Source organism: Microbacterium sp. Root280D1, assembly GCF_001428975.1.
In the GTDB taxonomy this organism is placed as follows: domain Bacteria; phylum Actinomycetota; class Actinomycetes; order Actinomycetales; family Microbacteriaceae; genus Microbacterium.
In genome coordinates this window covers 1,059,090-1,071,896 of record NZ_LMJK01000002.1, presented here as the reverse complement: position 1 = coordinate 1,071,896, position 12,807 = coordinate 1,059,090, and the positions used below count along the sequence as shown (strand labels likewise).

Here is a 12,807-nt window from a genome sequence, read left to right as displayed (position 1 = left end):
AGGCCGGGCTGTTCCCGGCGTGGAGGGTGATCGTCCAGGGAACGGGAAGTAGGCTGGAACGCATGCGGCGCGGGACTTTCCGAGACGACACGGTTGACTATGCGGCCGTGGGTGCGACCCACGCGCCCGATCTGATGCAGTACCCGCCGGAGCGCAGCATCCCGGCGGAGAACTCCTGGCGGATCGGCAGCGGTCATGACCGCTTCCAGTCCGCGGGCGAAGCTCTGCTGACCTGGACCGCGCAGCGCGCGGCGGGCCTCAGCATCGAGGATGTGCGTCCCGCGCCCGGTCCCGCCTACGCCGGTGTCAGCTTCGACGCCGAGGGCACGCCGATCGCACCGAGCAAAAACGACGTCGAACAGCGCTTCGACGCGGAAGGCACCCCGTTCGCCGGCCCGGGCATGACGTTGCGCCTGCATGGGCGGGTTGCCGGCATGCGGGCGGATGCCGAGCTGCGCGTGATCTCCGTGACCGAGGAGAAGCGCCGGATCGGATTCGTGCTGGGCACGGTCGGAGGCTCGGTGGTGCGCGGTGAGGAGTCCTTCGACATCGACTGGCGTGAGGACAACGACGAGGTGTGGTTCTCCGTCCGTGCCTTCGACGCGCCGAACTCCCTGCTCTACCGCGTCGTCCCGCCGCTGGTGAAGCGCCGTCGCCGGGAACTGTTCGCACGCTATCTGCGGGCGATCTCGCCGCTGTACGCGACTCCGGTCTGATGGTCGCACCTCTCTGATGGCCGGTCCGCTTCCACTCGGCGATCCGGCACCGGCAGACGGACATCTGCCCTCCGATCTGCCGATCGATTCCTCCGTGCCCTTCTCCGCATATCTGCACGTCCCCTTCTGCCGGGTGCGGTGCGGCTACTGCGACTTCAACACCTACACCTCGGGAGAGCTCCGCGGCGCGAAGCAGGAGGACTACGCCTCGACGCTCATCACCGAGATCGCCCTGGCGAGGCGCGTTCTCGCGGATGCGGGCGCGCTGCGCCCGATGGACACCGTGTTCTTCGGCGGCGGCACGCCGACTCTCCTGCCCGCGGGAGATCTCGCCCGGATGCTCGGTGCGGCGACCGACGCGTTCGGCCTCGTCGACGGCGCCGAGATCACGGTCGAGGCGAACCCCGACACGGTGACGCCCGAGGTCGCGCGGACCCTCGCGGATGCCGGCGTCACGCGGCTGTCGATCGGCATGCAGTCGGCAGTGCCGCATGTGCTCGCCGCTCTCGACCGCACTCATCGCCCTGAGAATGTGACGACAGCGGTCGCCGCGGCGAAGGACGCTGGCCTCGCCGTGAGCGTGGACCTCATCTACGGCGCCCCCGGTGAGTCGATCGGTGATTGGGAGGCGTCGCTCGATGCGGCGCTCGCACTCGAGTCGGACCACATCTCGGCGTACGCGCTGATCATCGAGGACGGCACGAAGCTCGCGCGACAGATCCGCCGAGGCGAGGTGCCGGCGCCGGACGACGACCTGCAGGCCGACATGTACGAGCTCGCCGATGCGCGTCTCGCAGCGGCGGGCTTCGACTGGTACGAGATCAGCAACTGGTCTCGCTCGCCCGAGCAGCGTTCGCGGCACAATCTCGCCTACTGGCAGGGGAGCGACTGGTGGGGATTCGGTCCCGGCGCGCACAGTCACGTCGCCGGCCTGCGGTGGTGGAACGTCAAGCATCCGGCCGCGTATGCACAGCGGCTCGCCGCAGCGGAGTCTCCCGCCGCCGGCACGGAGCGGCCGGACGAGCAGTCGACGACGCTCGAGCGCATCCTGCTGCTGAGTCGCATCCGCGAGGGCATCGCCGTCAGCGACCTCGCCGCGGACAAGAGGACACGCGTCGCGGGTCTGATCGCGGATGGGCTCGTCGACCCGGCCGCTGCCGTTCGCGGACGCGTGCAGCTCACACTGCGGGGGCGCCTGCTCGCCGATGCCGTCGTGCGTGAGCTCACCGACTGATCGGCGACCGCTGAGTCCGGACATCGTGCCGGATCAGCACGTGGTCGGCGTCGGCGGGTAGAATTGGCACTCGTAGCCAGTGAGTGCCAAGAGGGAGGGAGTTGCGATGGTCAGCGAAAGAGGCCTCCAGGTTCTCCGCGCGATCGTGCAGGACTACGTCGAGACCCATGAACCCGTCGGCAGCCGATCGATCGTCGACCGCTACTCCTTCGGCGTGTCCGCGGCGACGATCCGCAACGACATGGCACTGCTCGAAGACGAAGAGCTGATCGCCGCCCCGCACACCTCCTCCGGTCGCGTCCCCACCGACAAGGGCTACCGCGTGTTCGTGGATCATCTCGCCCAGCTGCGGCCGCTGTCGGTCGCGCAGCGCACGGCCATCGAGTCCTTCCTCACCGCTCCCTCCGACCTCGACGACCTGATGGTGCGCACGGTCCGAGTGCTCACGCAGCTCACGGGGCAGGTCGCGCTGGCGCAGTACCCGTCATTCGCGCGCGCGCATCTGACGCATCTCGAACTCGTGGCGCTGGCGCCGAATCGTCTGCTCATCGTGCTCGTCACCGACGCGGGCGGCGTCTCGCAGCGCATCGCCCCGCTGCCCGTCGACGTCGACGACGCCGACATGGCGCTGCTGCGTGCTCGTCTCTCCGCCCTGATCACGGGCCGGGCGGTGAGCGACGCCGCTGAGCGGCTGCAGGCGCTTCTCGCGGACGACGCACACAGTCATGACGTCGTATTGCGCGCTCTCGCGACGATCGTCATCGACGAGCTCGGCGCCTTCCGTCAGGAGCGCCTGGTGATGGCCGGAGCAGCGACTCTGGCTCGACGCGAGCAGGACTTCCGCGGCAGCATCCACCCTCTGCTCGAGGCGATCGAGGAGCAGGTGACGCTGCTGCGGCTGATGAGCGAGATGGAGGCGGACTCCCACGGTCTCGCCGCCAGCATCGGCACCGAGAACGCGTCCTTCGGCCTCGGCGAGGCATCGATCGTGGCCAGCAACTACGCCGCCCCCAGCGGCACGGCGCGAGTCGGCGTGATGGGGCCGACGCGCATGGACTATCCGAGCAATCTCGCGGCGGCGCGGGCCGTGGCCCGCTATCTGTCTCGGATGCTCGACGAAGACGAGGCGGCCCGCTGACGCGGCCGCCCAGAGAACAGCACACGCAGAAGGGCCATTGTGGCAGACCACTACGAGGTACTCGGCGTCTCTCGTGACGCCTCCACCGACGAGATCAAGAAGGCGTACCGACGCCTCGCTCGTCAGCTCCACCCCGATGTGAATCCGGGTGAGGACGCGGCCGAGCAGTTCAAGCTCGTCACGCATGCATACGACGTCCTGAGCGACGACGATTCCCGTCGCCGCTACGACATGGGCGGCGGAGACGGCGCCGCCGGCAACTTCCAGGGCTTCGGCGGCTTCGGTGACATCTTCGAGACCTTCTTCGGCGCGGGCCAAGGCGGTGGAAGGGGCGCGCGTCCGCGGTCACGCCGCGAACGTGGACAGGACGCCCTCGTCCGGGTGACCCTCGATCTCGGCGACGTCGTCTTCGGTGCGCACCGCGACATCGAGGTCGACACGGCCGTGCTGTGCGAGACGTGCAACGGCTCGTGCTGCCAGGAGGGCACGTCGCCCGTCACCTGTGACATCTGCGGCGGCTCCGGCCACGTTCAGCGTCAGGTGCGGAGCCTGCTCGGCAACGTCGTGACCTCTCAGCCCTGCGGCACCTGCGAGGGCTACGGCACGACGATCCCGTATCCGTGCGGCACCTGCGGCGGCCAGGGGCGGGTGCGCTCGCGTCGCACCGTCTCGCTCGACATCCCCGCCGGCGTCGAGACCGGGCTGCGCCTGCAGCTGCCGGGCTCTGGCGAGGTCGGCAAGGCGGGTGGCCCGAACGGCGACCTGTACGTCGAGGTCACCGTGAACCCGCACCCGTCTTTCAGCCGCGACGGCGACGACCTGCTGGCGACGCTGGAGGTGTCGATGCCGGATGCGATCCTCGGCACCGAGACCACGATCCAGGGTCTCGACGGCGAGGTCGATCTCGAGATCCGCTCGGGCGTCCAGTCCGGCGACGTGCTGACGATCAAGGGCCGCGGCATCACGCCGCTGCGGGGCAACCAGCGCGGCGACCTCCGCGTCGGCGTGCAGGTGGTCACTCCGACCCGGCTCGACTCCGCGCAGCGCGCGCTCATCGAGGACTTCGCGAAGAAGACCAAGGCACCGGGCCCGCAGCTGGCGCAGTTCCAGCAGGGGCTGTTCTCGAAGCTCCGCGACCGCTTCCGTTCGCACTGATCCGGACGGCGCTCATGGCACTCCACTTCCTCGTCGAGAACTCCTCGGATGCCGCGGTCGGCGACCTCGTGTCGCTCACCGGCGCCGAGGCGAAGCACGCCGCCGTCGTCCGACGGCTCCGCGTCGGCGAGGCGGTGACGGTCGGCGACGGCTCGGGGGTGTGGCTGACCGGCGTCGCCGAAGAGGTGTCTCCGTCCCGCGTCGACGTGCGCGTGGCCGAGCGATCGGTCGACCCCGCGCCCAGCCCTCGCATCGTGCTCGTGCAGGCTCTCGCGAAGGGCGATCGCGACGAGCTCGCCGTGCAGGCGGCATGCGAGCTCGGCGTCGATGAGATCGTGCCGTGGCAGGCGAGTCGAAGCGTGTCCCGATGGGATGGTCCCAAGGCCGTCAAGGGGCGCGAGCGGTGGGCGACGATCGTCCGCGAGGCGGCGAAGCAGGCTCACCGGGCGTGGGTCCCGGAGGTGGCGCCTCCGGCGTCGACCGCCGACCTCGCGAGACGCGCCGCATCTCAGCGGGTGCTGCTTCTCGACCCGACCGCCCCCGTGCGGTTGTCCGAGCTCGAGCCGGACGGCAGGGACATCGTCCTCGTCGTCGGGCCCGAGGGCGGTATCTCCGACGACGAGCTCTCGAAGCTGTCGGACGCCGGCGCCGAGCGTGTGCTGCTCGGAGACACCGTGCTGCGCACGTCCACGGCGGGCCCGGCCGCGATCGCCGTGCTGTCGGTCGCACTCAGCCGCTGGTGATCAGGCTACGGACCCGGCAGTGCTGCGGTCAGTAGACTGGGAGCATGTCCGAGCCCTCGATCTTCACGCGCATCCTCAACGGCGACATCCCGGGTGAGATCCTGCTCGACACCGGCCGCGTGTTCGCGATCCGGGACATCAACCCGCAGGCACCGCTGCACGCGCTCGTGATCCCCAAGACCGAGGACTACCGCGACGTCACGGAGCTCGCCGAGGGCGACCCCGGTCTGCTCGCGGAGATCGTCGCGGCTGCGAAGCAGCTCGCCTCCGAGCATGCGAACGGCGAATACCGCCTCATCTTCAACAACGGCGCCAGCGCCGCCCAGTCCGTCTTCCACGTGCACGCCCATGTGCTCGGCAACATCGAGGAGAGCAAGCTCGTTGGCTTCTGACGAAAACGACCTGACCGCATCCGACACCGCCGTCGAGAAGATCTACGCCGACGGCGTCGCCATGGTGCAGCTCCTCGGTCCGCAGGATCGACTGCTCCGGATGCTCGAGAAGGAGCACCGCGACGTCCAGGTGCTCGTGCGCGGCAACGAGATCACGCTCACCGGCGCGCCGGAGGCAGTCGCGAAGGCGAAGACCCTGGTCGACGAGCTGATGACCATGACCAAGGCAGGCCACGACCTCGCCCCGAGCGACGTGACGAGCTCGGCCCGCCTGCTGCGCAACGACGGCGGCCCTCGCCCGAGCGAGGTGCTCGGAGAGGCGATCCTGTCGACCAGGGGTAAGGTCATCCGTCCCAAGACGCTGGGGCAGAAGGAGTACGTCGACGCGATCGAGGAGAACACGATCGTCTTCGGCATCGGCCCGGCGGGTACCGGAAAGACCTACCTCGCGATGGCCAAGGCCGTCCAGGCCCTGCAGCGCAAAGAGGTCACCCGCATCATCCTCACCCGCCCCGCGGTCGAGGCCGGAGAGCGGCTCGGATTCCTGCCCGGCACGCTCACCGACAAGATCGACCCGTACCTCCGCCCGCTCTATGACGCGCTGAACGAGATGATGGACCCCGAGATCGTCCCTCGTCTGATGGCGACGGGCACGATCGAGGTCGCCCCTCTCGCCTACATGCGCGGCCGCACGCTCAACGACTCGTTCGTGGTGCTCGACGAAGCGCAGAACACGACTCCCGAGCAGATGAAGATGTTCCTCACGCGTCTCGGCTTCGGGTCGAAGATGGTCGTCACCGGTGACATCACCCAGGTCGATCTCCCGCAGGGATCCTCGGGACTCCGGCTCGTCACCCGCGTGCTCGACGGCATCTACGACATCCATTTCGCGCGGCTCACGAGCGACGACGTGGTGCGTCACTCGCTGGTCGGACGGATCGTCGACGCCTACAGCGAGTATGACGAGCGGCGCACCGCCCAGCGCTACGAGCGCGAGCAGGCGGCGGAGTTCGCCAACCGTGCCGACCGGCGGGGCGCACAGCGACCAGGACCCCGAGACCGGATGCCGAAACGAGGCCTCTCCTGATGAAACGAGCACAGCCATGATCGAGATCAACAACGAGTCGGCCATCGACGTCGACGAGACCGTGCTGCAGCGCCTGACCGACTTCAACCTCGCGCAGATGCATGTCAGCCCGGACGCCGAGGTCGCGATCGTGCTCGTCGACGAGGCTGCCATGGAGGCACTCCACGTGCAGTGGATGGATGAGCCCGGTCCGACCGACGTGCTCAGCTTCCCGATGGACGAGCTGCGCCCGGGCACCGAGGATCGCCCCACGGCCCCGGGGCTGCTGGGAGACATCGTGCTGTGTCCTCAGGTCGCCGAGGCTCAGGCACAGGCCGCCGGCCACACCCTGATGGACGAGCTGATCCTGCTCACCACCCACGGTCTGCTGCACCTCCTCGGCTTCGATCACGCCGAGCCCGACGAGGAGCGCGAGATGTTCGGACTGCAGAAGGAGCTCATCCAGGGCTTCGCCGCGGCTGAACGTCGACGATGACCGCGGCCCTCCTGCTCGCAGGCGCTGTCCTGCTCGTCGCCTTCGGCGGCCTGATGGCGGCGATCGACGCCGCCTTCGGCGTCACGTCCCGGTCGGACATCGAGGAGATGGGCGCGGAGGGGCGCAACGGCCCCCAGCTGGTGCGCATCGCCGCCGACCCTGACGCACACGTCAACGCCGTCGCATTCATCCGCGTGCTCGCCGAGACGGCGGCCGCGGTGCTCGTCACGGTGGCGTTCAGCATCCTGTTCGACAACATCTGGTGGGCGATGCTGGCCGCAGCGCTGCTCATGACGGGTATCAGCTTCGTGCTGGTGGGGGCGAGCCCTCGATCCTTCGGGCGGCACCACGCCGAGGGCATGCTCCGGGCCAACGCACGCATCGTCCGCGGGCTGCGCATCATCCTGGGGCCACTCGCTCACGGACTCGTGGTGCTCGGCAACCGGGTGACCCCCGGGCGGGGACGCAGCTCGTTCACGTCCGAGGAGCAGCTGCTGAGCATGGTCGACGAGGCCGCCTCGAACGATCTGATCGAGGCTGACGACCGCGACCTCATCCACTCCGTATTCGACTTCACCGACCAGTTCGTGCGTGCGGTGATGGTGCCGCGCACCGAGATGGTGACGGTCGATGCGACGGCGACCACGAGCGAGGCGATGACGCTGTTCCTGCAGCGGGGCGTCTCCCGAATGCCTGTGGTCGACGACGACGCCGATGACGTGGTCGGAGTGCTCTATCTGAAGGACCTGGTGCTGTTCGCCTTCCGCGACGAGAACGCCTGGCGAACCGCATCCATCCGTCCGATCTCGCGACCCGCGACCTTCGTGCCGGAGTCCATGCGCGCCGAGACCCTCCTGCAGCAGATGAAGCGGGATGCCGTGCACGTGTGCCTCGTGATCGACGAGCACGGCGGCATCTCGGGGCTCGTGACCCTGGAGGACCTCATCGAGGAACTCGTGGGCGAGATCTCCGACGAGTACGATCAGGTATCGGCAGAGGTCGTCGAACTCGGCGACGGACGCTATCGCGTGAGCTCCCGACTCTCGCTGGAGGACGTCGGCGATCTGTTCGGCCTCGAGCTCGAGGACGAGGACGTCGATTCCATCGGCGGTCTGCTGGGCAAGGCACTCGGACAGGTCCCGCAACCGGGATCCACAGCGACGGTCGAGGGATTGACCCTCACCGGCGGCGCGTCTCGAGGACGAGGGCGCGGAATCGCGACCGTCTTCGTGGAACGAGCGGCAGACGACGCGGGTCATGCCGCAGATGAGAGAGACGGAAACGATGACTGAGCAGACGCGGAGCGGGTTCGTGACCTTCGTGGGACGACCGAACGTCGGGAAGTCCACTCTCACGAATGCGCTGGTGGGCGAGAAGATCGCGATCACCAGTGAGAAGCCGCAGACGACGCGACGGGCGATCCGCGGGATCGTGAACCGTCCGCAGGGGCAGCTCGTCATCGTCGACACCCCCGGCATCCACAAGCCCCGTACGCTCCTCGGCGAGCGCCTGAACGACCTCGTCGAACAGGTGCTCGGCGACGTCGATGTGATCGGCTTCTGCGTGCCGGCGACCGAGAAGGTCGGGCCCGGCGACCGCCGCATCGCGACGTCCCTCGACGGATACCGTCGTGCCAAGAAGATCGCCATCGTCACGAAGACGGACGCGGCCAGTCGCGACCAGATCACCGAGCGACTGATGGAGGTCGACGCGCTGCGCGAGGACTGGGACGCCGTGATCCCGATCTCCGCGCTCACGAACGACCAGCTGGAGGTGCTCGCCGACGAGGTGCTCGCACTGATGCCCGAGGGGCCGGCTCTGTACGGCGAGGGTGTCACGACCGATGAGTCGGAAGAGGACCGGATCGCCGAGATGATCCGCGAGGCCGCGCTCGACGGGGTCCGCGACGAGCTTCCCCACTCGATCGCGGTCGTGATCGACGACATCGCCCCGCGTGAGGGAACCGACCTGACCGATGTGCATGCATCCATCGTTGTGGAGCGTGACAGCCAGAAGGCGATCATCATCGGCCACAAGGGCAAGCGTCTGGCCGATGTCGGACGTCGGGCACGTGTCGGGATCGAAGAGCTTCTCGGCACGAGGGTGTTCCTGGGCCTCCATGTGAAGGTCGCGAAGGAATGGCAGCGCGACCCGAAGCAGCTCGGCCGCCTCGGCTTCTGACCCTCGACACGAGAGACGGCGAGGATCCGGCGCTCCAGCGGCACGGCCGCAGGACTCTCCCGCAGGGGTAGGGTCGCGATATGACACTCGCACAGCACTGGATCGCATCGTCGTGGGGCGCGCCTGAGACATGGGAGTTCGTCGACTACGAGGTGCCGTCTCCCGGCCGCGGTGAGGTGACGATCCGCGTGGAGGCCGCCGGGGTGAATCCCGCGGACGCCAAGCACGTCGCGTCTGCTCACCAGGGCGTGCAGCTGCCTGTGCCGATCGGCTACGAGGTCTCGGGCACGATCAGCGCGATCGGACCCGGCACGCGGATCGGCTCGGGGGATGCGAAAGAAGGTGACGAGGTCGTCGCCTTCCGCGTGCGCGGGGGATACGCGACCGAGCTGACCGTGCCCGCCGAGAAGGCCTTCGCGAAGCCGACCACACTCACGCACGCGGAGGCCGCGAATCTGCTGCTCGCGGGCACCACGGCCGCTGAGATGCTCTGGGTGACCGGCGCGGCACCGGGGGAGACGATCCTCCTGCACGGCGCGTCGGGAGCGGTGGGAGTGAGCGTGCTGCAGCAGGCCGCGCTGCGGGGGATCCGAGTGATCGGCACCGCGAGCGCCGAGCGGTTCGACGTCGTCCGTCGTCTCGGGGGAGTCCCCGTGCGATACGGGGCCGGCCTGGCGGATCGGGTCCGGGGGGCCGCGGGCGAGGCGGGCGTCTCGGCAGCCCTCGACGCGGTGGGCACGGACGAGGCCGTGGACGTGTCCCTCGAGCTGGTCGCAGACCGCCAGCGCATCGTCACGATCGCAGCGATGGGCAGGGCCGCCTCCGACGGCATCCGGGTGATCGCCGGTTCGATGCCCGTCAGCGCCCGATTCCGGGACGAGGTGCGCGGGGAACTGATCGCTCTCGCTCAGAACGGAGATCTGATCGTTCCCGTGGCGCGGACGTTCGCCCTGGAGGAGGCTCCGGCGGCACTCGCTCTGCTCGCCGAAGGGCATCCCGGCGGAAAGCTCGCTCTGATCCCGTCATCCTAATCGATCTCGCGCAGCGCCGAGGTCACGACCACGACCCCATCTCCGTACGCCGCATCCATCGCGTTCTGCACCGACCCGTCGTCCCACACGACCTGCATCCAGACATAGCCGCGTTCGGTCCACAGGGTGAGCGCATCGCGTCCCACGGTATTCGACAGCTCGTCGGACACCTGCGCCAGCTCAGCCTCGGAGCTCGCGCCTGGGACACCGCCCGTGGGATCCTCCGGTCGGACAGGGTCGTACAGGGCGAGCATGATCGGAGGATCGGTGACCGCGTATCGCTCGCCGTCGAAGGTTCCGTACACCGCGTAGGTTCCCCACGTGGTGTCGCCGCTGGATTCGCTCCCGTCTACCCCGTCCCAGGTCCAGCCGTCGAGGGGAAGGCCCGAGCACTGCGGTGGATACGACTCGGCGACGATTCCGAGGCAGAGCCGAGGCTCACCGTCCACATCGAGCACCGTGCCGGTGCCGATCACCCGTCCTTCCGGCGGTGGGACGCTCGCGGCATCCCAGGTCGGTGAGGCCGAACTCGTCGGCGCGGATGCAGCTCCGGAACCGGACGAGCAGGCGGCGAGGCCGCACATCCCGATGACGGCGACGGCGGCGAGAAGCATGCGGCTGTGCGATGTGCTCATGCCTGACAGTGTCTCGTGACGGGTGATCGTCTCACGGCGGCTCGGAGCGGATCGGCATCCCTGCTACCATGGCCGCATGCCTTTCGGCGGTCTGCTTCTTCTTAGCTGCCGCGACGAGTCCTAAAGCTAGGGCCTTCCTCGTCGCGGCGCTTGTGTTGGCCCGTTCACAATTCTGACGAAGAGAAGAAGCCCCATCATGCAGAACACTCAGCGCCCGTCTGCGATGCCGATCCACAAGTATCGGCCGTACCACGAGCAGATCACGGTCAACCTGCCCGACCGCACCTGGCCGGACGCCCGCATCACCGAGGCGCCCCGTTGGTGCGCAGTCGACCTCCGCGACGGCAATCAGGCGCTCATCGACCCGATGTCGCCCGAGCGCAAGCGCGTCATGTTCGAACTCCTCGTCAGCATGGGGTACAAGGAGATCGAGGTCGGATTCCCCTCGGCGAGCCAGACCGATTTCGACTTCGTCCGTCAGCTCATCGAAGAGAACCTGATCCCGGATGACGTCACCATCCAGGTGCTGACTCAGGCGCGCGAGCATCTGATCGCCCGCACGTACGAGTCGATCTCCGGGGCCAAGCAGGCGATCGTGCACCTCTACAACTCGACCAGCGTGCTGCAGCGCGAGGTCGTCTTCCGCACCGACAAGCAGGGCATCATCGACATCGCGCTCGAGGGTGCTCGGCTGTGCCGTCAGTACGAGAAGACCATCCCCGACACGAAGGTCTACTACGAGTACTCGCCCGAGAGCTACACGGGAACCGAGCTCGAGTTCGCCGTCGACGTCTGCAACCAGGTGATCGAGGTCTTCGAGCCCACCCCCGACCGCAAGGTCATCGTCAACCTGCCGGCGACCGTCGAGATGGCCTCGCCGAACGTCTACGCCGACTCGATCGAGTGGATGAGCCGCAACCTGGCGCACCGCGAGAACGTGATCCTGTCGCTGCACCCGCACAACGACCGTGGCACGGCGATCGCGGCGGCCGAGCTCGGCTACATGGCCGGGGCCGACCGCATCGAGGGCTGCCTGTTCGGCAACGGCGAGCGCACCGGAAACGTCGACATCGTGGCGCTGGGCATCAACCTCTTCACGCAGGGCATCGATCCGCAGATCGACTTCAGCGACATCGACCAGGTCAAGCGCACCGTCGAGTACTGCAACCAGCTGCCGGTGCCCGAGCGGTCGCCGTGGGCGGGCGACCTGGTCTTCACCGCGTTCAGCGGGTCGCACCAGGATGCGATCAAGAAGGGCTTCGAGGCGATGGCTGCCCGTGCCGAGGCTGAAGGCGTCACGGTCGACGACATCGAATGGGCCGTCCCCTACCTGCCGGTCGACCCGAAGGATCTCGGACGCTCCTATGAGGCCGTGATCCGTGTGAACTCGCAGTCCGGCAAGGGCGGCGTCGCCTATCTGCTCAAGGCGGACCACGCGATCGACCTGCCGCGCAAGCTGCAGATCGAGTTCTCGGGCGTCGTCCAGAACAAGACCGACGCCGAGGGCGGCGAGGTCACGAGCGAGCAGATCTGGTCGATCTTCAACGACGAGTACCTGCCCGCCACTGACACCGAGGCAAAGTGGGGGCGGTTCGAGCTGCTCTCGACGCAGACCCGCAGCGACATGTCGGGTGACGTGGTGCTCGACGTGACACTGCGCGACGACGATCAGCAGGTGTCCGTCGCCGGTAACGGCAACGGACCGATCGCCGCGTTCATCGAGGTGCTGCGCGGTCAGGGCTTCGACATCACTCTCTACGACTACGTCGAGCACGCACTCAGTGCAGGTGGCGACGCGCAGGCTGCGGCGTACGTCGAGCTGCAGGTCGGCGATCAGCGCCTGTGGGGCGTCGGCATCGACGGAGACATCTCGACGGCATCCCTCAAGGCGATCGTCTCGGGCGTCAACCGCTCGATCCGCACGCGCCAGCTGGAGCTGGCAGCGGTCTGACGGTCGACGAGAACGCCCCCGCGGTCATCGACCGCGGGGGCGTTACGTCTGCCCCGTGCCGAGGATCGG

General features: G+C 68.2%; 13 protein-coding genes. 12 read left to right on the top strand and 1 reads right to left on the bottom strand.

Annotation, left to right across the window (positions count from 1 at the left end; all coding sequences use genetic code 11):
- The first annotated feature begins 62 nt into the window (after positions 1 to 62).
- The 11 genes from ASE34_RS11420 to ASE34_RS11370 all read left to right on the top strand — a co-directional run bounded on the left by ASE34_RS11420 (position 63) and on the right by ASE34_RS11370 (position 10,152).
- On the top strand, positions 63 to 716 hold the full coding sequence (locus tag ASE34_RS11420; RefSeq protein WP_053096528.1) for a DUF1990 family protein: 654 nt from the start codon (positions 63 to 65) through the stop codon (positions 714 to 716).
- A gap of 16 nt (positions 717 to 732) precedes the next feature.
- Positions 733 to 1,950, top strand: a complete 1,218-nt coding sequence (gene hemW / locus ASE34_RS11415; RefSeq protein WP_056278899.1) for a radical SAM family heme chaperone HemW — start codon at positions 733 to 735, stop codon at positions 1,948 to 1,950.
- A gap of 106 nt (positions 1,951 to 2,056) precedes the next feature.
- Entirely contained in the window at positions 2,057 to 3,088 is a 1,032-nt protein-coding gene (gene hrcA / locus ASE34_RS11410) for a heat-inducible transcriptional repressor HrcA (RefSeq protein ID WP_053096524.1), read from the top strand.
- Between the two features lie 39 nt (positions 3,089 to 3,127).
- Entirely contained in the window at positions 3,128 to 4,243 is a 1,116-nt protein-coding gene (dnaJ, locus tag ASE34_RS11405) for a molecular chaperone DnaJ (RefSeq protein WP_053096522.1), read from the top strand.
- Positions 4,244 to 4,257: 14 nt separating this feature from the next.
- Positions 4,258 to 4,986 (top strand): 16S rRNA (uracil(1498)-N(3))-methyltransferase, encoded by a 729-nt coding sequence (locus ASE34_RS11400; protein ID WP_053096520.1) that lies wholly within the window; start codon positions 4,258 to 4,260, stop codon positions 4,984 to 4,986.
- Between the two features lie 44 nt (positions 4,987 to 5,030).
- Positions 5,031 to 5,378 carry an HIT domain-containing protein gene (locus ASE34_RS11395; RefSeq protein ID WP_053096519.1) on the top strand — a complete coding sequence of 116 codons (348 nt, stop codon included), beginning with the start codon at positions 5,031 to 5,033 and terminating at the stop codon, positions 5,376 to 5,378.
- 61 nt (positions 5,379 to 5,439) lie between these two features.
- Positions 5,440 to 6,465, top strand: a complete 1,026-nt coding sequence (locus tag ASE34_RS11390) for a PhoH family protein (RefSeq protein ID WP_235567508.1) — start codon at positions 5,440 to 5,442, stop codon at positions 6,463 to 6,465.
- Positions 6,466 to 6,481: 16 nt separating this feature from the next.
- The gene (ybeY, locus tag ASE34_RS11385; protein WP_053096515.1) at positions 6,482 to 6,940 is read left to right on the top strand and encodes an rRNA maturation RNase YbeY; all 459 of its coding nucleotides are present in this window, start codon (positions 6,482 to 6,484) and stop codon (positions 6,938 to 6,940) included.
- The gene (locus ASE34_RS11380) at positions 6,937 to 8,232 is read left to right on the top strand and encodes a hemolysin family protein (RefSeq protein ID WP_053096513.1); all 1,296 of its coding nucleotides are present in this window, start codon (positions 6,937 to 6,939) and stop codon (positions 8,230 to 8,232) included. The genes ybeY and ASE34_RS11380 overlap by 4 nt, the downstream gene beginning before the upstream one ends.
- On the top strand, positions 8,225 to 9,121 hold the full coding sequence (gene era / locus ASE34_RS11375) for a GTPase Era (RefSeq protein ID WP_053096511.1): 897 nt from the start codon (positions 8,225 to 8,227) through the stop codon (positions 9,119 to 9,121). The genes ASE34_RS11380 and era overlap by 8 nt, the downstream gene beginning before the upstream one ends.
- 80 nt (positions 9,122 to 9,201) lie before the next feature.
- Complete coding sequence (locus ASE34_RS11370; RefSeq protein ID WP_056278897.1) at positions 9,202 to 10,152, top strand: quinone oxidoreductase family protein; 951 nt, start codon at positions 9,202 to 9,204, stop codon at positions 10,150 to 10,152.
- Here the strand turns inward: ASE34_RS11370 and ASE34_RS11365 are convergent.
- Entirely contained in the window at positions 10,149 to 10,787 is a 639-nt protein-coding gene (locus tag ASE34_RS11365; RefSeq protein WP_230100743.1) for a hypothetical protein, read from the bottom strand. The genes ASE34_RS11370 and ASE34_RS11365 overlap by 4 nt on opposite strands.
- A gap of 196 nt (positions 10,788 to 10,983) precedes the next feature.
- On the opposite strand from ASE34_RS11365, the gene leuA reads away from it, so the two are divergent.
- Positions 10,984 to 12,738 (top strand): 2-isopropylmalate synthase, encoded by a 1,755-nt coding sequence (gene leuA, locus ASE34_RS11360; protein WP_053096506.1) that lies wholly within the window; start codon positions 10,984 to 10,986, stop codon positions 12,736 to 12,738.
- The last annotated feature ends 69 nt before the right edge of the window (positions 12,739 to 12,807 follow it).